Annotated in this window: 21 protein-coding genes and 1 pseudogene; 15 read left to right on the forward strand and 7 right to left on the reverse strand. The window is 69.3% G+C overall.

The window, feature by feature from the left end:
* Positions 1–58: 58 nt before the first annotated feature.
* From hpf to ACKTTN_RS11095, 9 genes are all read left to right on the forward strand, one after another.
* Positions 59–385 (forward strand): ribosome hibernation-promoting factor, HPF/YfiA family, encoded by a 327-nt coding sequence (gene hpf, locus ACKTTN_RS11055; RefSeq protein ID WP_407909887.1) that lies wholly within the window; start codon positions 59–61, stop codon positions 383–385.
* 4 nt (positions 386–389) lie between these two features.
* The gene (locus tag ACKTTN_RS11060; protein WP_407909888.1) at positions 390–851 is read left to right on the forward strand and encodes a PTS sugar transporter subunit IIA; all 462 of its coding nucleotides are present in this window, start codon (positions 390–392) and stop codon (positions 849–851) included.
* Positions 848–1,798 (forward strand): HPr(Ser) kinase/phosphatase, encoded by a 951-nt coding sequence (gene hprK, locus ACKTTN_RS11065; RefSeq protein WP_407909889.1) that lies wholly within the window; start codon positions 848–850, stop codon positions 1,796–1,798. Before ACKTTN_RS11060 ends, hprK begins: the two co-directional genes overlap by 4 nt.
* Positions 1,795–2,676: an RNase adapter RapZ gene (rapZ, locus tag ACKTTN_RS11070; RefSeq protein WP_407909890.1), complete on the forward strand. Its 882-nt coding sequence runs from the start codon at positions 1,795–1,797 to the stop codon at positions 2,674–2,676. Before hprK ends, rapZ begins: the two co-directional genes overlap by 4 nt.
* Before the next feature lie 55 nt (positions 2,677–2,731).
* A complete protein-coding gene (locus ACKTTN_RS11075) occupies positions 2,732–3,124 on the forward strand; it encodes a PTS sugar transporter subunit IIA (RefSeq protein WP_407909891.1) in 393 nt (130 codons plus the stop codon).
* A 6-nt stretch (positions 3,125–3,130) separates the two neighbouring features.
* Positions 3,131–3,400, forward strand: a complete 270-nt coding sequence (locus tag ACKTTN_RS11080; protein ID WP_407909892.1) for an HPr family phosphocarrier protein — start codon at positions 3,131–3,133, stop codon at positions 3,398–3,400.
* Between the two features lie 4 nt (positions 3,401–3,404).
* A complete protein-coding gene (ptsP, locus tag ACKTTN_RS11085; protein ID WP_407909893.1) occupies positions 3,405–5,120 on the forward strand; it encodes a phosphoenolpyruvate--protein phosphotransferase in 1,716 nt (571 codons plus the stop codon).
* Between the two features lie 146 nt (positions 5,121–5,266).
* The gene (mgtE, locus tag ACKTTN_RS11090) at positions 5,267–6,628 is read left to right on the forward strand and encodes a magnesium transporter (RefSeq protein ID WP_407909894.1); all 1,362 of its coding nucleotides are present in this window, start codon (positions 5,267–5,269) and stop codon (positions 6,626–6,628) included.
* 73 nt (positions 6,629–6,701) lie between these two features.
* Complete coding sequence (locus tag ACKTTN_RS11095) at positions 6,702–7,730, forward strand: HDOD domain-containing protein (RefSeq protein WP_407909895.1); 1,029 nt, start codon at positions 6,702–6,704, stop codon at positions 7,728–7,730.
* Positions 7,731–7,755: 25 nt separating this feature from the next.
* Here the strand turns inward: ACKTTN_RS11095 and ACKTTN_RS11100 are convergent, their stop codons facing one another.
* The 5 genes from ACKTTN_RS11100 to ACKTTN_RS11120 all read right to left on the reverse strand — a co-directional run bounded on the left by ACKTTN_RS11100 (position 7,756) and on the right by ACKTTN_RS11120 (position 12,144).
* The gene (locus ACKTTN_RS11100; RefSeq protein ID WP_407909896.1) at positions 7,756–8,661 is read right to left on the reverse strand and encodes an aspartate carbamoyltransferase catalytic subunit; all 906 of its coding nucleotides are present in this window, start codon (positions 8,659–8,661) and stop codon (positions 7,756–7,758) included.
* Positions 8,662–8,664: 3 nt separating this feature from the next.
* Positions 8,665–9,126: a Holliday junction resolvase RuvX gene (ruvX, locus tag ACKTTN_RS11105; RefSeq protein ID WP_407909897.1), complete on the reverse strand. Its 462-nt coding sequence runs from the start codon at positions 9,124–9,126 to the stop codon at positions 8,665–8,667.
* Position 9,127: 1 nt separating this feature from the next.
* On the reverse strand, positions 9,128–9,703 hold the full coding sequence (locus ACKTTN_RS11110) for a YqgE/AlgH family protein (protein WP_407909898.1): 576 nt from the start codon (positions 9,701–9,703) through the stop codon (positions 9,128–9,130).
* Positions 9,704–9,806: 103 nt separating this feature from the next.
* The gene (locus ACKTTN_RS11115; protein WP_407910073.1) at positions 9,807–10,976 is read right to left on the reverse strand and encodes a PilT/PilU family type 4a pilus ATPase; all 1,170 of its coding nucleotides are present in this window, start codon (positions 10,974–10,976) and stop codon (positions 9,807–9,809) included.
* Between the two features lie 130 nt (positions 10,977–11,106).
* Positions 11,107–12,144 carry a type IV pilus twitching motility protein PilT gene (locus tag ACKTTN_RS11120; RefSeq protein WP_407909899.1) on the reverse strand — a complete coding sequence of 346 codons (1,038 nt, stop codon included), beginning with the start codon at positions 12,142–12,144 and terminating at the stop codon, positions 11,107–11,109.
* A 124-nt stretch (positions 12,145–12,268) separates the two neighbouring features.
* Here ACKTTN_RS11120 and ACKTTN_RS11125 point away from each other — a divergent pair, with 124 nt between their 5' ends.
* The 4 genes from ACKTTN_RS11125 to ACKTTN_RS11140 are packed head-to-tail and all read left to right on the forward strand — an operon-like array spanning position 12,269 to position 14,596.
* Positions 12,269–12,961 (forward strand): YggS family pyridoxal phosphate-dependent enzyme, encoded by a 693-nt coding sequence (locus ACKTTN_RS11125; RefSeq protein WP_407909900.1) that lies wholly within the window; start codon positions 12,269–12,271, stop codon positions 12,959–12,961.
* A 3-nt stretch (positions 12,962–12,964) separates the two neighbouring features.
* Positions 12,965–13,240 (forward strand): hypothetical protein, encoded by a 276-nt coding sequence (locus ACKTTN_RS11130; protein WP_407909901.1) that lies wholly within the window; start codon positions 12,965–12,967, stop codon positions 13,238–13,240.
* A 32-nt stretch (positions 13,241–13,272) separates the two neighbouring features.
* Positions 13,273–14,124, forward strand: coding sequence for a pyrroline-5-carboxylate reductase (gene proC, locus ACKTTN_RS11135; protein WP_407910074.1), 852 nt, complete (start codon positions 13,273–13,275; stop codon positions 14,122–14,124).
* A 10-nt stretch (positions 14,125–14,134) separates the two neighbouring features.
* Positions 14,135–14,596, forward strand: coding sequence for a DUF4426 domain-containing protein (locus ACKTTN_RS11140; RefSeq protein ID WP_407909902.1), 462 nt, complete (start codon positions 14,135–14,137; stop codon positions 14,594–14,596).
* A gap of 1 nt (position 14,597) precedes the next feature.
* Here ACKTTN_RS11140 and ACKTTN_RS11145 read toward each other — a convergent pair whose 3' ends face one another.
* Together ACKTTN_RS11145 and pdxH are read right to left on the reverse strand one after the other, a co-directional pair.
* Positions 14,598–15,401 (reverse strand): cobalamin-binding protein, encoded by an 804-nt coding sequence (locus ACKTTN_RS11145; RefSeq protein ID WP_407909903.1) that lies wholly within the window; start codon positions 15,399–15,401, stop codon positions 14,598–14,600.
* Positions 15,398–16,000, reverse strand: a complete 603-nt coding sequence (gene pdxH / locus ACKTTN_RS11150; RefSeq protein ID WP_407909904.1) for a pyridoxamine 5'-phosphate oxidase — start codon at positions 15,998–16,000, stop codon at positions 15,398–15,400. The genes ACKTTN_RS11145 and pdxH overlap by 4 nt, the downstream gene beginning before the upstream one ends.
* Positions 16,001–16,017: 17 nt before the next feature.
* Between pdxH and ACKTTN_RS11155 the strand changes: the two genes are divergently transcribed.
* Together ACKTTN_RS11155 and ACKTTN_RS11160 are read left to right on the forward strand one after the other, a co-directional pair.
* The gene (locus ACKTTN_RS11155; protein WP_407909905.1) at positions 16,018–16,863 is read left to right on the forward strand and encodes a kinase; all 846 of its coding nucleotides are present in this window, start codon (positions 16,018–16,020) and stop codon (positions 16,861–16,863) included.
* Positions 16,860–17,333, forward strand: a pseudogene (locus ACKTTN_RS11160) (shikimate kinase); the annotation flags it as partial. The gene ACKTTN_RS11155 and the pseudogene ACKTTN_RS11160, both read left to right, overlap by 4 nt.
* Positions 17,334–17,340 lie beyond the last annotated feature (7 nt).

Consider the following 17,340-nt stretch of genomic DNA (forward strand, 5'->3'; position numbering starts at 1 on the left):
AGTGACATGCTGGGACCGCGGCCATGGGGCCGCCTCTGCCGACACTCTGGAGATGCCCATGCGTATCGAAGTCCACGGTCAGCACATCGATGTCACCCCCGCCCTGCGGGAGTACGTCGCCACCCGGTTCCACCGCCTCGGCCGCCACTTCGACCAGCCGTTCGACGTCCGGACCGTGCTGTTGGTGGAGAAGAACCGGCAGTGCGCCGAAGCGACCGTGATCCTGGCCGGCAGGACACTGCACGCCGACGCAGAGGGCCTCGATGTCTACGCGGCGATCGACGTGCTCGCCGACAAGCTCGATCGCGCCCTGCTGAGGCACAAGGAGCGACGCAGCGACCACCACCGCGGCGAGCGCCTCGCGCGCAGCGCCGAATACGCCTGACTCCATGCCCTTTGCCGACCTGCTCAGCCGCGAACGCATCCAACGAATCGACGCCCCGCTCGACCGCGACAGCGTGATCGAGCACGTGGCGACGCTGCTGGCCAGGCCGGTCAAAGGGCACGGACTTCCCGCCCTGCAACTGGCCGAGCGGCTGCGCGAGCGTGAAAGGCTCGCCAGCACCGCGCTCGGCCATGGGGTCGCGATTCCGCACGCGCGGATGGGCAGCCTCGACGTCGCCCGCGGCGCCTTCCTTCGTTTAGCCGAGCCGGTGCCGTTCGCGGCGCCGGACGCCCGCCCGGTCGACCTGGTGTTCGCGATGGTGGTGCCTGACGACGACGTCGCCGGCCACCTCGCCCGGCTCGGCGAGATCGCCCAGCGCTTTTCCGACGCCGACTTCCGCGGCGCGCTGCGCGGAGCCGATGACGAGCACGACCTCGCGCGTCGCCTGATGGGGACCGACGCATGAACGCCCGCATCAGCGCGCAGGAGCTGTACGACCAGCAACTCGAGCGGCTCGGGCTGCGCTGGCTGGCCGGTCGGCGCGGCGCGGCTCGCGTGCTCGAATCCGTCGACACCGTGGCACGGCGTCCATCGCTCGCCGGCTACCTCAACATCATCTATCCGAACCGCGTGCAGATCCTCGGCACCGAGGAGCTCGCGTGGCTTGACGAGCTGGACTCGCGCGCGCGCTGGGAAACGATCGAAAAGATCATCCAGGTGCGTCCGCTCGCACTGGTCATCAGCAAGAACCAGACGTGCCCGGAAGACCTGCGCGTGGCTGCCGAGGAAAGCGAGACACCGTTGTGGGTGTCGCCGCGACGCGGCCATGAGCTGCTCAACCACCTGCAGTACCACCTCGCGCGCAAGCTCGCGCCGCGGGTCACGCTGCATGGCGTCTTCATGGAGATCTATTCGATCGGCGTGCTGATTACCGGCGAGAGCGGCGCGGGCAAGAGCGAGCTCGCGCTGGAGCTGGTGACGCGTGGGCATCGGCTGGTCGCCGACGACGCGCCGGAGTTCACCCAGATCGCGCCCGACGTGCTCGACGGCACCTGCCCCGAGCTGCTGCAGGACATGCTGGAAGTGCGCGGCCTCGGCGTGCTCAACATCCGGCAGATGTTCGGCGACACCGCGGTCAAGCGGAACAAGTATCTTCGGCTGATCGTGCACCTGACGCAGCCGTCGTTGCATCCCGAGCCCGGCGGGCTCGAACGCATCACCGGCGATCTCAGCGCGCGCCGCGTTCTCGACCTGGACGTCCCCTTGATCACCCTGCCCGTCATGCCCGGCCGCAACCTCGCGGTGCTCACCGAAGCCGCCACGCGCACGCACATCCTGCGGGCAAAGGGCGTCGACCCGGCTGCCGCCTTCATGGCGCGGCACAGCCACTTCCTCGAGCGCGGCGAGTCGTGAACGCGCCGTCGCTCGCAACGCTCGTGCTGGTCAGCGGCATGTCCGGTTCCGGCAAGACCGTCGCGCTCAACACGTTCGAAGACCTCGGCTTCTACTGCGTCGACAACCTGCCGGCGATGCTGCTGCCGCAACTCGTCGCCGACATCACCGGCGGAGAAGACGGCGGCCCGGCCAAAGTCGCGGTGGGTATCGACGTGCGCAACCGGCACGACGAACTCGACAAGGTGCCCGAAGCGCTCGCTGCGGTCGGCGGCCTCGGCTTCGATCCGCGGCTCGTGTTCTTCGATGCGGCAGATCCGGTGCTGCTCAAGCGCTATGCCGACACGCGACGCCGCCATCCGCTCAGCCGGCTCGGGCTGTCGCTTCCGGATGCGATCGCGCTGGAGCGCCAGGTGCTGCGATCGCTGCGGCAACTCGCCGACGCGATCGTCGACACCAGCGACATGAACGTGCATCAGTTGCGCCGGCACGTCACCACCGAATTCGGGCTCGGCGCGGAGCCCGGCATGTCGCTGCTGTTCGAATCGTTCGCGTATCGCCGCGGCGTTCCCGCCGATGCTGACTTCGTGTTCGACGCGCGCGCCCTGCCCAACCCGCACTGGATCCCGTCGCTGCGCCCGCTGTCCGGTCGCGACACCGATGTGCGCGATTACCTTATCGCGCAGCCCGATGTCGACGCGTTCTACACGCAGGTCAGCGGTTTCCTCGACACGTGGTTGCCGCGCCTGCAGGCCGACAGCACTCGCAGCTACGCGACCGTCGCCTTCGGGTGCTCGGGCGGCCGGCATCGCTCCGTGTATCTCGCCGAACGCATGGCCGAACACGCGCGTGCCCAGGGTTGGCAGGACGTCGCCGTGCACCATCGCGAACTGGACTGAGCGGCGTCCCAGCAGCCGCTTCCGGACGGTCACGCGGCTCTGCTAACGTCGACGCATGACCGTCGGCATCCTGCTCGTCACCCACGAAGGCATCGGCACCGCGCTTCGCGGCGTCGCCGAGCGGCTGATCACGCCGACACCGCTTCGCATCGAAGTGTTCGAGGTCGGGTTCGACGTCGATCCCGATGCCGTGCTGCCGATGGCCAGCGCCGCGCTGCGACGCGCCGACAGCGGCGATGGCGTGCTGGTGCTGACCGACCTGTTCGGCGCAAGCCCCGCGAACATCGCGTCGCGGCTGGCGCGCCTGGGCACCCCGATCCGCCGCGTGTCCGCACTCAACCTGCCGATGCTGCTGCGTGTCCTCAACTACGCCGACCTCGAACTCGACGCACTGCCCGCCGTGGCAGTCGCCGGCGGTCGCAACGGCGTGCAGCTCGACGATGCCTGACCAACCATGATCGAACGCGAACTCACCGTCTCGAACCGCCTCGGCCTGCACGCGCGCGCCACCGCGAAACTCGTGCAGACGCTGTCGCATTTCCGCAGCGCATGCACGCTCACCGCGAAGGGCCGCGAAGTCAACGCGAAAAGCATCATGGGCGTGATGTTGCTCGCCGCAGGCCAGGGCACCTTGGTGAAGCTGCGCATCGAAGGCGAGGACGAGCAGGCCGCGGCCGACGCGATCCAGGCGCTGTTCGAGCGTCGCTTCGACGAGGACAGCTGATCGCATGAGACAGGCGCTGGCCGGCAAGGGCGCATCGCGCGGCACTGTTCTGGGCCGGGCGCGCGTTCGCCTGCCACATGCGTTGCAGATCGCCGAACAGCACGTCGACGCCGAGGCGGCCGACGACGAACTCGCGCGCCTGCACAGCGCGATCAACGCAGTGCGCGCCGAAATGCACGAGCTGCGCGCACGGCTGCACGGCGCGCTCGCGCACGAGGTCGGCGAGTTCCTCGACCTGCATGCGTTGATGCTCGACGACCCCGAACTGCTGCACGGCCTCGACCAGCTCGTCCGCACCCGCCATTACACCGCCGACTACGCGCTGCGCGTGCAGCGCGACCGCCTCGCCGCGGTGTTCGAGGCGATGGACGACCCCTACTTCAAGAGCCGCGTCGAAGATATCGACCAGGTGATCGGACGCATCCACGCCGCGTTGCACCGGCGCGACTTCGAGCTGCGTGGTTTCGCCGGCGAGATCCTCGTCGCCGAAAGCGTGGCGCCGGCGGAAATGGCGCAACTGCAGGCCCAGGGCGTGGTCGGACTGGTCACCACCAGCGGCAGCGCGCTCGGCCACACCGCGATCCTCGCGCGCAGCCTGCACATGCCGCTGATCGTCGATTGCGCCGACGCGCTCGATCGCATCAACGATGGCGATGCGCTGATCCTCGATGGCGGCAGCGGGCTCGTCGTCGCCGAGCCGAACGCCGACGACCTGCGCGCGCACAACGAACGCGAGCAGGGCCACGTGCGCGAAAAGCGCGCCCTCGCCCGTCTGCGTCGCGAACCGACGTGCACGCGCGACGGCTTCGACATCCGACTGTTCGCGAACGCCGAATCGCAGGAGGACGTGGCCGAGGCGCATTCGCTCGGCGCGGCCGGCATCGGCCTGTACCGCACCGAATTCCTGTTTCTGCAGCGCAATGCGTTGCCGGACGAAGACGAACAGTTCCGTGCGTATCGCGACGTCGTGATGGGCATGAGCGGTCGTCCGGTCACCATCCGCACGCTCGACGTCGGCGCCGACAAGACCGATCGCACCGGCCTTGCGTTGCGCGACGAGCCGAACCCTGCGCTCGGGCTGCGCGGCGTTCGCCTGTCGCTCGCGCGGCGCGGCCTGTTCGAAACCCAGTTGCGCGCGCTGCTGCGGTCGTCCGCCTACGGGCGCATCCGCCTGCTCATTCCGATGGTCACGTCGGCCGAAGAAGTGCGCGCAGTGCGCCGTGAGGTCGATCGCATCAGCGCGACGCTGCGCGAGGAAGGCCACGAGCTCGGCGAAGACGTGCCGCTGGGCGTGATGATCGAAGTGCCGGCCGCGGCACTCGCGCTACCCGCGTTCATCGACGAGGTCGACTTCCTGTCGGTGGGCACGAACGACCTCGTGCAGTACCTGCTCGCGGTCGACCGCAACCACGAAGGTCTCGGCAAGCTCTACACCCCGCTGCATCCCGCGGTGATCCGCGTGTTGCGCGACACCATCCGCGTCGCGCAGCGCCACGCGCGCCCCATCTCCGTCTGCGGCGAAATGGCGGCGGCGCCCGACTACGCGCCGCTGCTGCTCGCGCTCGGCCTGACCGATTTCAGCCTGCATCCCGGCACCATGCTCGAAGTGCGGCAGCGGATCCGCGACTGCGACTACGCACGCCTGCAATCGCGCCTGCCGGCGCTGCTGCGCGCGCGCGACCGCGACGCCATCGAACGCTGGCTCGCCACCGCGGTCTGATCCATCGGACGCGGCGATTGTCCATCGCCCGACGCAACAGCGATAATGTCCGCATGAACCTCTGACCTCGGTCGCATATCGCGGCGTTCAACGCCGGCGGGTGCGACTCGCCCACGGACCGCACAGGTCCCCGCCGGAATCCGCGCATGGCCGAATCCGTCCGCCACGAGAAGACCGCGCGGCAGCTCAGGCTGCTGTCGGACGCGCTCGACAGCGGGCGCCTCGGTCCGGTCCGTCGCCTGGTCAACACGCTGTCGCCGGCCGAGATCGGGAACCTGCTCGAATCGCTGCCGCCCGCGAAGCGCACGGTGGTCTGGGGGCTCGTCGATGCCGAGGACGACGGCGAGGTGCTGGTGCACGTCGGCGACGAGGTGCGCGAAGGCCTGCTGGCCGAGATGGACCCGGACGAGATCATCGCCGCGGTCGAGGACCTCGACATCGACGACCTCGCCGACCTCGTCGAGGACCTGCCGGATGCGGTGATCGAGCAGGTCCTGCTGTCGATGGACCGCGAGAACCGCGAGCGGCTCGAGCAGGTGTTGTCGTATCCGGAGGACACCGCCGGGCGCCTGATGAACCCCGATGTGGTGACGGTCCGTACCGACACCACCATCGAGGTCGTGCTGCGCTACCTACGCCTGCGCGGCGAACTGCCCGAGCACACCGACCATCTGTACGTCGTCAGCCGCCGCCACCAGTACCTCGGCCGCATCGCGCTGACCGACCTGCTCACGCAGGACCCGACCACGCCGATCAACCGCCTGGTCGACGACGAGCAGCCGGCGATCCGCGTCGTCGAAACGGCCAACGAAGTCGCTCGCAAGTTCTCCGACTACGACTGGGTGAGCGCCCCGGTGGTCGACGAGAACAACATCCTGCTCGGCCGCATCACCATCGATGACGTGGTCGACATCATCCGCGAGCAGGCCGAGCATCAGGCGCTGTCCGCGGCCGGCCTCGATGAAGAGGAAGACCTGTTCAGCCCGGTGCCGCGCGCGACGCGTCGCCGCCTGATGTGGTTGACCATCAACCTCGCCACCGCGTTCCTGGCGTCGTACGTGGTCGGGCAGTTCGAGGGCACGATCCAGCAGATCGTCGCACTCGCGGTGCTGATGCCGATCGTCGCCGGCATGGGCGGCAACGCGGGCACGCAGGTTCTGGCGCTGATGGTGCGCGGGCTCGCGCTGGGCCAGGTCGGGTTCTCGAACTACCTCACGCTGCTGTGGAAGGAGTGCAAGGTCGCGCTGCTGACGGGGCTCGGCTTGGGCCTGATCCTGGCGACGGTCGTGCAGCTGCGTTTCGGTAGCTGGGGGCTGACCGCGGTCATCGCGGCCGCGCTGCTGATCAACCAGATCGCCGCGGCCATCGCCGGCGTGCTGATTCCGGTGACGCTGCGCCGCCTCGGCTTCGATCCCGCGCTCGCCAGCAGCATCTTCCTCACCACGGTGACCGACGTGATGGGGTTCTTCTCGTTCCTCGGGCTCGCCACCCTGTTCCTGCTCAAGTGACGGCATTGCGCGCCGTTACCATGTCCGGGAGCCCGGGCTGTGTCGACGGACCGGCCGACCAGGGGGAACCACGATGATCAGCCGACTGCTGCGGCGCCTGCAGGGCCGCCCCGCGTCCGCGCCCATCGCCGCGGCGTCCGTTGAGGACGCCGTCGCGATGGCGGACGACGCGTGGACCGACATGGACGACGATGCACCGGGCGATGCCGTGGTCCTCACGACGTCGGAACTCGCGGCCGCCTTCGTGCGCCACCTGTTCGGTACGCCGGCCGATGCGCCGGTCGTCGACGGCATGGCCGACGACATCCTCGACCGCCTCGACGCACAGATGCAGCGCCTCGACGTCGCCCGCCTGCCCCGCCTTCCCGCGCTGGTGCCGCAGCTGCTCGCCGCGCTGCGTCGCGACGACGTCGATGCCAACGCGATCGCCGCGGTCCTGGCGCGCGACCCGACCCTTGCCGGCGATGTCGTGCGTGTCGCCAACAGCGCGCACTACCGCCGCGGCGGCCCGATCAACGCGCTGCCGCAGGCGGTGAACACCATCGGCAGCGACGGGCTGCGCTACGTCGTGCTGACCACGGTGATGCGTCCGATCCTGCAGGCCGACCCGTCGCACCAGGGCGCGCAGTCCGGCGCGCGCCTGGCCGCCCAATCCGAAACACGCACGTGGCTGTGCGGCACGCTGGCGCGCGGTGCATGCGACGTCGGCGAGGCACAGCTCGCGTCGGTGATCGCGTCGACCGGTGCGTCCGCGCTGATGCGCATGATGTCGCGCCCGTTGCTGACGGACGCCGCTGCCGACCCCAGCTTCGGGCCACGCTTCCTCGCGCTCGCCGCTGCGTTGTCGGCGCGTGCCGCCATGCACTGGCGCCTCGGCGACGCGGTATGCGGCGCGCTGCAGACGATGACCTCCGACGCCGACGACATTGCGCCGCTCGCTCGCGTGCTGGCGCGCGCCGATCGCCTGTCGATGCTGCATGCAATGCATCGCTCGGGCGATGTCGAACCGCGTGCGGCGATCGCGACCACCGACGACGAACGTCGCCGCGATGCGCGCCTGCTCGCGTCGATCGCCGATGTGTCGGCCGCCGCTGCGGCCTGATTTCGCTGGTTCCGGCGCCGGGGTTTCAACCCGCGAGAAGTCGCTCCAGCACCGCCATCCGCACCGCCACGCCGTTCGCGACCTGACGCAGGATCAATGACTGCGGGCCGTCGGCGACTTCATCGGTGATCTCGACGCCGCGGTTGATCGGCCCCGGATGCATCACCACCGCATCGGCGGCGGCCTTACGCAGGCGTTCCGCCGTGATGCCGTAGTGGCGGTGATAGTCCTCGAGCGAATCGACCAGCCCGTCTTCCATGCGTTCGCGCTGCAGGCGCAGCGTCATCACCGCGTCCGCGCCATCGAGTGCTTCGTCGATGTCGTGCGTGACCCGGCAACCGTCGAGCGTCGCATCGTCGGGGAGCAGCGACGCCGGCGCGCAGACGCGAACATCGCCCGCGCCCAACGCGTGCAGTGCGTGCAGGTCCGAACGCGCGACGCGCGAATGCTTGACGTCGCCGACGATCGCGATGCGCAGCTTCGAAAAATCGTCGCCCTTGGCCTGCCGCAGCGTCAGCATGTCGAGCAGGCCCTGCGTGGGATGGTTGCTGCGGCCGTCGCCGGCATTGAGCAATGCGGTACCGGTTTTCGCGGCGTCCGCAAGGCGTGCGACCGCGCCGTCGTCGTGATGGCGAACGATGAAGCCGCGCACGCCCATCGCCTCGAGGTTGCGCATGGTGTCGAGCGCGGTCTCGCCCTTTCGCGCGGACGAGGTCGACACATCGAAGTTCAGCACGTGCGCACCCAGGCGCTGAGCGGCGAGCTGGAAGCTCATGCGCGTGCGCGTCGACGGCTCGAAGAACAGCGTGCACACCGCGACGCCATCGAGCGCATCGGAGTCGCCCGGGCGGTCGGCGAAGTGCTGCGCGCGGTCGAGCAGCCCGACGACGGTGGCACGGGGCAGGCCGTCGAGCGTGAGCAGGTGATGCATGGCTTATCCGGTCAGGGAGGCTTCGAGTTCGACCGCATCGGCGGGCGCGGCCAGCCAGCGCTCGACGATGATCGCGGCGGCCACGGCGTCGAGGATCTGCGCGTCGCGACGGCGCTTGCCGCCCTGCGCGCGCTCGCCGGCGAAGCGTTGCGCGGCTTCGACCGACGACGAACGCTCGTCGACCAGCATGACCGGCTTGCCGAACTTGCGGCCAAGCTCGCGGGCGAACGCATGCGCGCGCTTGCGGATCGGCTGGTCGCCGCCGTCGAGCGTCATCGGATCGCCGACGACGAACGCGTCGGGTCGCCATTCGCGCACCAGTCGATCGATCGCCGGCCAGTCCGGCCCGCTCGCGTGCACGTCGACCACGGCGACCGGGCGTGCGCCCGAACCGAGTGCGCTGCCTACGGCGACACCGATCCGTCGTGCGCCAACATCGAAACCGAGAACCGTCGTCGCCGTCATGTCAGGCGTGTCCCGTGTAATCAGCAAGGCGCGACAGGTCGACGCCGATGCGCCCCGCCGCTGCGCGCCAGCGCTCTTCCAGCGGCGTGTCGAACAGCAGCGACGCATCGACCGGCGCCGTGAGCCAGCTGTTGTCCGCAACGAGTTCCTGCTCGAGCTGCCCGGCGCCCCAGCCGGCGCATCCGAGCGCGATCACTGCATGATCGGGGCCTTCTCCATTGGCCATGGCTTCCAATATCTCGCGCGAGGTAGTGAGGTAGAGATCATCGCCGATCGCGAGCGTGGAATCCCAGCGCGCGCCGCCGTCGTGGATGACGAAGCCGCGCTCGCGATGGACCGGGCCGCCGTTGAGCACGACCTGGGCGCGCAGCTTCTCGCTGCCGCCGTCGAAGCCCATCTGGCTCAGCACTTCGCCGACCGTGTATTCCGAAGGCCGGTTCACGACGATGCCGAGCGCGCCGTCCTCGTCGTGCTGGCAGATCAGCGCAACACTCTTCGAGAAACTCGACTCGGCCAGCGACGGCAAGGCGATCAGCAGCTGGTTCGCGAGTGGCGTCGGGCTGTCGAGCAAGGACATGGAGCCATCATGCCCGCACCCGGCGCGGTAATGGAAGCGGGTGCCCCCGCCGCAAACGACGAAGGCGCCCGCGGGCGCCTTCGTGTCGAGCCGGAACCCCGGTTCAGCGAATGTCGGCCACGCCGACATCGCCGAGCCCCGCGGCCAGCGTGCGGGCGTCGCCGCCCTGCGCCAGCTTGATGCGCAGGCGCACCTCGTTCTGCGAGTCGGCGAAGCGCAGCGCGTCCTCGTAGGAGATCTCGCCAGCCTGGTAGAGCTCGAACAGCGCCTGATCGAACGTCTTCATGCCCAGGTTGGTCGACTCCTTCATCACTTCCTTGATCTTGTGGATCTCGCCTTCGCGGATGTAGTCCTGCACCAGCGGCGTGCCCAGCAGGATCTCCATCGCGACGCGGCGGCTCTTGCCGTCCGGCGTCGGGATCAGCTGCTGCGCGACCACGCCCTTGAGGTTGAGCGACAGGTCCATCAGCAACTGGTTGCGGCGGTCTTCCGGGAAGAAGTTGATGATGCGGTCCATCGCTTGGTTGGCGTTGTTCGCATGCAGCGTGCAGAGCACGAGATGGCCGGTTTCGGCGAACGCGATCGCGTGGTCCATGCCTTCGCGCGTACGCACCTCGCCGATCATGATCACGTCCGGCGCCTGGCGCAGCGTGTTCTTCAGCGCGGATTCCCAGCTGTCGGTGTCGATGCCGACTTCGCGCTGCGTGATGATGCAGCCCTCGTGCTTGTGCACGAACTCGATCGGGTCTTCGATCGTGATGATGTGGCCCGTCGAATTCTTGTTGCGGTAGCCGATCATCGCGGCGAGCGACGTCGACTTGCCGGTGCCGGTCGCGCCCACGAACATGATGATGCCGCGCTTGGTCATCGCCAGCGTCTTGATGATCGGTGGCAGCTGCAGCTCTTCGACCGTCGGAATCTTGCTCTCGATCCGGCGCAGCACCATGCCGACCTGGTTGCGCTGGAAGAAGCAGCTGACGCGGAAGCGGCCGACGTTGGCGACGCCGATGGCGAAGTTGCACTCGTGCGTCTTTTCGAACTCTTCGCGCTGCGCGGGGCTCATCACGCTCAGCACGAGGTCGCGCGACTGCTGCGGCGTGAGCGGCTGCTGCGTGATCGGCGTGATCTTGCCGTTGACCTTGATCGACGGCGCCATGCCGGCCGTGATGAACAGGTCCGAGGCGCGGTGCTGCGCCATCAGCTTCAGGTACGAGGAGAAGTCGATCGAGCCGGCGCCGGGGGCGGCGGTCGGCGAAGGGGTACCGGGGGACATGCTCATCGTTAACTTCTCCGGGTGACTTCTCGGGGCAGCCGCCTCCGCGACCGGCCACCGCATCGATGTCGCCCGGGTGCGCGTGGTGGCCCGCGCCCCGCGGCGCCCGCCCGAAGGCGGGCCGTCGACGTCATTCGAACAGGCGCTTGTCCTTGGCGTACTCGCGTGCCTGCGGCTTCAGGATCAGGCCGCGCTTCACGAGATCCTGCAGGTGCTGGTCGAGGGTCATCATGCCGACCGCCTGGCCCGTCTGGATCGACGAATACATCTGCGCGACCTTGTCCTCGCGGATCAGGTTACGGATGGCGGGCGTGCCGACCATGATTTCCCACGCGGCCGTACGACCGCCACCGACCTTCTTCAGCAGGGCCTGCGAAATCACCGCGCGCAGCGATTCGGACAGCATCGATCGCACCATCGGCTTTTCGCCGGCGGGGAACACGTCGATGATGCGGTCGATGGTCTTCGCGGCCGAGCTGGTGTGCAGCGTGCCGAATACCAGGTGGCCGGTTTCCGCGGCGGTCAGCGCCAGGCGGATCGTCTCGAGGTCGCGAAGCTCGCCGACCAGGATGTAGTCGGGGTCTTCGCGCAGCGCCGAGCGCAGGGCCTCGTTGAAGCCGTGCGTGTCGCGATGGATTTCGCGCTGGTTGATCAGGCACTTCTGCGAGGTGTGCACGAACTCGATCGGGTCTTCGACCGACAGGATGTGCGCGTACTCGTTCTTGTTGATGTGGTCGAGCATCGCCGCGAGCGTGGTCGACTTGCCCGAACCGGTCGGGCCGGTGACGAGGATCAGGCCCTGCGGCTGCTGGATCAGGTCGCGGAAGATCGGCGGTGTCGCCAGGTCTTCGAGCGTCAGCACTTCCGACGGAATCGTACGGAAGACGGCGGCCGCACCGCGGTTCTGGTTGAAGGCGTTGACGCGAAAGCGCGCCAGGCCCGGGATCTCGAACGAGAAGTCGACCTCGAGGAATTCCTCGAAGTCGCGACGCTGCTTGTCCGACATGATGTCGTAGACGAGCGCGTGCACCTGCTTGTGTTCGAGAGCCGGAATGTTGATGCGACGGACGTCGCCGTCGACGCGGATCATCGGCGGCAATCCGGCCGACAGATGAAGGTCCGACGCCTTGTTCTTGACCGAAAAGGCCAGCAGCTCGGCGATATCCATGCTTTAGCTTTCCCCGTGAAGCGATCGAGCCCCGAATCCACGCGGTCTGGCCGCGCGGACCCCCTGGGGGGCAGTATAGGCCCCCGCTCCGCCCCGGCAACGGCCGGTTTCCGAGGTCACCGACGTGCTCGCCGACGCCCTCCGCGAGGTCTCCGAGAGCCTTTATAGCGCGGCCGCCGAAGCCCGGCGCCCCGCGCCCGTGCTGGTCGCCGTGTCAAAGCTGCAACCTGCGACTGCGATCGCGGAACTGGCCCGCCTGGGCCAGCGCGACTTCGGCGAGAACTACGTGCAGGAAGCCCTGCGCAAGCGACAGGAACTCGACGCCGCGGGCCTTGCGCAGCCCGGCGCATGGCACCTGATCGGTCATCTGCAGAGCAACAAGGCGCGCGAAGCCGCCGCGCTGTTCGATTGGGTGCAGACCGTCGACCGACCGTCCATTGCCGACGCCCTCGCCCGCCATCGCCCCGCCGATCGCCCGCCGCTCAACGTGCTGCTGCAGGTCAACATCGACGACGAGACGAGCAAGCATGGCTGCCCGCCGGGCAACGTGCCGGCGCTCGCCGAGGCCGTCGCGCTGCAACCGGCGCTCCTCCTGCGCGGCCTCATGATCATTCCGACGCCGCACCCCGACCCCGAAGCGCGCCGCCCCGCCTTCCGCGCCGCCCGCGCGCTGTTCGACGACCTGCACGAGACCCACCCGTCGGTCGACACGCTCTCGATGGGCATGAGCGACGACTACACGCTCGCGATTGCCGAAGGCGCGACCATGGTGCGCGTCGGCTCGGCGCTGTTCGGTGCCCGCCCCGCAAAGGCCTGACCCATGACGCACAAGCTGCATCGCATCGTCGTTACGTTCTGGATCGCCGTCGGCTTCGGCGCGCTCGGCCTGCTGGTGCTGATCGGCGCGATAGCCGTCGCATCGATCGGCTACGGGCAGTGCGGGCCGAGCGCGCTGGATGCGATGCAGCCCGGCTGCCGCGCCGGCGCGCGCCTGCTGATGATCGCGTTCGCGATGCTGTCGGTCGCGCTGGTGTTCGGTGCGACCAGCCTGACGCTGCTCTGGCGCGAACGCCGCCATCGCCGGCAGATGGGGTGATGCGCGCGCGTTGCGGCGGCTATCCTGCGGTGATCCATGAAAAGGAGTCGCCGGTGACGCATGCGTCCGAAACGGAAACCATCGCCTTCATCGGCGGCGGCAACATGGCGCGCAGCCTGATCGGCGGGCTGTTCGCGCAGGGCCGCGACCCCGCGACCATCCGCGTCGCCGAGCCGGTCGAGGCACTGCGCGACGCCCTGGCCGGCGACTTCGGCGTGCATGTCGTCGCCGACGCGGCGCAGGCGGTCGACGGTGCGTCCACATGGCTGCTCGCGGTGAAGCCGCAGGTGATGCGCGGCGTCTGCGAGTCGCTGACACCGGCGGCGGCCGCCAACCCACTCGTGATTTCGATTGCTGCGGGCATCACCGCGTCGCAGCTCGATCGCTGGCTCGGCGGCGGTCGTGCAGTCGTGCGCGCGATGCCGAATACGCCGTCGCTGATCGGCCAGGGCGTGACCGGCCTGTTCGCGACGGGCGCGGTGACGCCCGACCAGCGCGACACGGCGTCCGCCCTGCTTCGCACCGGCGGGCCGACCACCTGGATCGACGACGAGGCATTGATGGACGCGGTGACCGCCGTCTCCGGCAGCGGCCCGGCCTATGTGTTCCTGCTGGCCGAAGCGATGCAGGCCGCGGCCGAACGACAAGGCCTGCCGCACGACACCGCGGGGCTGCTCGTCCGCCAGACGATCGCCGGCGCCGCCGCGATGCTCGCGCAGGGCGGCGAAGCCCCCGGCGCGCTGCGCGCGCGCGTCACCTCGCCGGGCGGCACTACGCAGGCCGCGGTGGAAACGCTGCAGGCCGGCGGTTTCGAGGCGCTGCTCGACCGCGCCATCGCACGCGCCGCCGAACGCGGCCGCGAACTGTCGGCCGCCAACGACTGAGCAGGACACCATGCGCATCGCACTGCTCGCCTTCACCCTCGCCGCGCTCTGCGGTTGCAGCGGCGACGCACCGCCCGTCGCCGCACCGGCCGCCCAGGCATTGCAGGACGCCGAAGCGCGCGTCGGCGACGTGGTCGTGCACGCGAGCGTCGTGCAGACATCGACGCTCGACGAAGCGGTCGCGCGCGAATACGGCATCGAACGCTCCGAGCGCACCGCGATGCTGCTGGTGAGCGCGCGCGACGCGAAGGGCGACGCGCCGCCGGCGACGGTCGATATCAGCGCCACCATCGCGCCCGTCGGTGGCATGCCGCAGCCGATCGCGCTGCACGAAGTCCGCGTCGGCGATCTGGTCGACCACGTGGGCACCGTCGACATCGCGCCGCCCGAAACGCTCAAGTTCGACGTGACGGTGCACTACGGCAGCGCGACATCGACGCTGTCGTTCACACGCAGCGTCTTCCCGCGCTGACTCAGGCGCGCTTCGCCGCCCACGCCTGCACGATGCGCTGGATCTCGCGCACGCCGTCGGTGAGCGCGGCGGGCCCGGGCTGCAGGATCAGTGGCGACTTGATCTCGTGCAGCTCGCCGTCGCGAACCGCCGGCACCCCCGCCCAGCCCGGCCGCGCGACGACGCGCTCGGGCCGGAACTTCTTGCCGCACCACGAGCCGATGATGATGTCGGGCGCCGCCTCGATGATTTCGCGGTCGTCCGCGATGATGCGGTTCTTCGCGAGCGATTGGACCGATCGCGCGGGCAGCAGGTCGATGCCGCCGGCGATGTCGATCAGCTCCGCGACCCAGCGGATGCCGGTGATGATCGGCTCGTCCCATTCCTCGAAATAGACCTTCGGGCGCATGGGCAATGCCCGCCCGGACGCGCGGATGGCGTCGAGGTCACGCGCCAGCACATCCGCATACGCGTTCGCGCGATCGGCCACGCCGACGAGCGCGCCAAGGCGCCGGATGTAGTCGAGGATGCCGTCGACGCTACGATGGTTGCTGATCCATACCTCGACGCCGCGACGGATCAGCTCCGCTGCGATATCGGCCTGGATGTCGGAAAAACCGACGACGAAATCGGGCTCGAGCCTGAGGATCTCGTCGATCTTCGCGCTCGTGAACGCGCTGACCTTGGGTTTCTCCTTGCGCGCCTTCGCAGGCCGCACCGTGAAACCGCTGATGCCGACGATGCGATCGTCCTCGCCCAGCGCATACAGCGTTTCAGTCGGCTCTTCGGTGAGGCAGACGATGCGGCGCGGGCCGGAGCGTGTCACGGATAGAGCATCCGCTTGCTCCAGTCGCCGGCGACGTCGCGCTCGTAGAACCAGCGCTCGTGCAGGCGGAACTGCGCGCCGTACCAGAACTCGATGCGCCGCGGCTTGACGCGAAATCCCGTCCAGTCCGACGGACGCGGCACGTCGCGGCCCGCGAACTCGCGCTCGGCGTGCTGCAGCCGCGCTTCGAACGCATCGACCGATTCAAGCGTTTCCGATTGCAGCGACGCCCAGGCGCCGAGCTGGCTGCCGCGCGGACGCGATGCGAAATACGCGTCGGCCTCGGCGTCGGCGACGACATGCACATCGCCTTCGATACGCACCTGCACGCCATTGCCGATGCGCGGCCAATGGAACAGCAGCGCCGCCTGCGGATTGGCCTGCAATTCGCGTCCCTTGCGGCCGTCGACATGCGTGTAGAACACGAACCCGCGTGCGTCGTGCGCCTTCAGCAGCACCATGCGAACCGATGGCCGCGCATCGAGCGCGGCGGTCGCGAGCGACATCGCGGTGGGATCGGGCTCGCCGGCGTCGGCGGCCTGCGCGAACAGGCGGTCGAAGGTGGCGAGGGCTTCGGCAAGCAGGGTGGGCGTCTCCATCGCGCTATTGTGCGGCGATGCCCGAAACGCTGCACGCGCTCGGCCCGGACCCCGCGCTCGTCGAACGGCTGCTCGACGTCGCGCTCGCGTCGCCCACGCGTGTCTTCGCGATCGCCGGCCTGCAGGGCTGCGGCAAGTCGACGCTGGCCGCGAACATGGTCGACGCCGCGGCCTCGCGCGGCGTGCACGCGGTGACGCTGTCGCTCGACGACGCCTACCTCGATCGCCCGCAACGCCTCGCGTTCGCCCGCGACGTACACCCGCTGCTGGCGACGCGCGGCCCGCCGGGCACGCACGACGTCGACCTGATCACGGACACGCTCGACGCGCTTCGCGAAGGCCGCGCGGTGCGCCTTCCGCGCTTCGACAAACTCGCCGATCGTCGCCTGCCCGAAAGCCGGTGGCCGCGCGTCGACCGTTGCGATCTCGTCATCGTCGACGGCTGGTGCCTGAAGGTGCCGGCGGACGACGCGTCCGCACTCGCTGTCCCGCTCAACGCGATCGAGCGCGACGATGACGCCGACGGCACGTGGCGTCGGTACTGCAACGACGCGCTCGGCCGGGACTACCCGACGTTGTGGTCGCGGCTGCCGCGGTTGCTCTGGCTCGCGCCACCCGGGTTCGACGTCGTGTACGACTGGCGATGGGAACAGGAATGCACCGCGCGCGCGTCGCGCCCTGGTGCAGGCGGCATGGACCGTGCCGGGATCGATCGCTTCGTACAGCTGTTCGAACGCACGAGCCGCCGCGCGATCGCGACGTTGCCGCACATCGCGGGCTGGACGCTGCGTCTCGACGAAAACCGCCGACCCGATGCGGCCGACCTCGCCGGCCTGCTGCGGCCCCCTACAATCGACCCATGAACCGTTCGCGCAACTGGGTGCTGGTCGGACCGACCGGCGCGGGGAAATCCACCGTCGGCGCGCTGTTCGCCGCGCGCCGCGGCCTGCGCTTCGTCGACCTCGACGCGATGATCGAAGCCGAAGCGGGACGACGCGTCGCCGACATCTTCGCGAACGACGGCGAGGCTGCGTTCCGCGAACTCGAGTCACGCGCGCTCACCGACGCGCTCGCCAGCGACGGCGTGGTGATCGCCACCGGGGGCGGCGTGGTGCTCGACGCCGACAACCGGGCGCGGCTGCGCGAATCGGCGACGGTCGCGCACCTGCACGCCGACATCGCGACGCAGCTCGATCGCCTGCGCGATGCGACCGACCGCCCGCTGCTGGCGCGCGCCGATCGCGACGAGGTGCTGCGCGCAATGGCCGAACGACGCACGCCGCTCTACGCGGAGCTCGCCCACGTGCGTATCGATACGTCCGCGCTGGCCGCAGGCGCGG

Source organism: Lysobacter claricitrinus, assembly GCF_045866565.1.
Lineage (GTDB): Bacteria > Pseudomonadota > Gammaproteobacteria > Xanthomonadales > Xanthomonadaceae > Cognatilysobacter > Cognatilysobacter claricitrinus.

Bases quoted from the DNA above. Each gene is read 5' to 3' on its own strand.
- hpf (WP_407909887.1), top strand. From the start codon at position 59: ATGCGTATCGAAGTCCACGGTCAGCACATCGATGTCACCCCCGCCCTG.
- ACKTTN_RS11060 (WP_407909888.1), top strand. From the start codon at position 390: ATGCCCTTTGCCGACCTGCTCAGCCGCGAACGCATCCAACGAATCGAC.
- hprK (WP_407909889.1), top strand. From the start codon at position 848: ATGAACGCCCGCATCAGCGCGCAGGAGCTGTACGACCAGCAACTCGAG.
- ACKTTN_RS11075 (WP_407909891.1), top strand. From the start codon at position 2,732: ATGACCGTCGGCATCCTGCTCGTCACCCACGAAGGCATCGGCACCGCG.
- ACKTTN_RS11080 (WP_407909892.1), top strand. From the start codon at position 3,131: ATGATCGAACGCGAACTCACCGTCTCGAACCGCCTCGGCCTGCACGCG.
- ptsP (WP_407909893.1), top strand. From the start codon at position 3,405: ATGAGACAGGCGCTGGCCGGCAAGGGCGCATCGCGCGGCACTGTTCTG.
- mgtE (WP_407909894.1), top strand. From the start codon at position 5,267: ATGGCCGAATCCGTCCGCCACGAGAAGACCGCGCGGCAGCTCAGGCTG.
- ACKTTN_RS11095 (WP_407909895.1), top strand. From the start codon at position 6,702: ATGATCAGCCGACTGCTGCGGCGCCTGCAGGGCCGCCCCGCGTCCGCG.
- ACKTTN_RS11100 (WP_407909896.1), bottom strand. From the start codon at position 8,661: ATGCATCACCTGCTCACGCTCGACGGCCTGCCCCGTGCCACCGTCGTC.
- ruvX (WP_407909897.1), bottom strand. From the start codon at position 9,126: ATGACGGCGACGACGGTTCTCGGTTTCGATGTTGGCGCACGACGGATC.
- ACKTTN_RS11110 (WP_407909898.1), bottom strand. From the start codon at position 9,703: ATGTCCTTGCTCGACAGCCCGACGCCACTCGCGAACCAGCTGCTGATC.
- ACKTTN_RS11115 (WP_407910073.1), bottom strand. From the start codon at position 10,976: ATGTCCCCCGGTACCCCTTCGCCGACCGCCGCCCCCGGCGCCGGCTCG.
- ACKTTN_RS11120 (WP_407909899.1), bottom strand. From the start codon at position 12,144: ATGGATATCGCCGAGCTGCTGGCCTTTTCGGTCAAGAACAAGGCGTCG.
- ACKTTN_RS11130 (WP_407909901.1), top strand. From the start codon at position 12,965: ATGACGCACAAGCTGCATCGCATCGTCGTTACGTTCTGGATCGCCGTC.
- ACKTTN_RS11140 (WP_407909902.1), top strand. From the start codon at position 14,135: ATGCGCATCGCACTGCTCGCCTTCACCCTCGCCGCGCTCTGCGGTTGC.
- pdxH (WP_407909904.1), bottom strand. From the start codon at position 16,000: ATGGAGACGCCCACCCTGCTTGCCGAAGCCCTCGCCACCTTCGACCGC.
- ACKTTN_RS11155 (WP_407909905.1), top strand. From the start codon at position 16,018: ATGCCCGAAACGCTGCACGCGCTCGGCCCGGACCCCGCGCTCGTCGAA.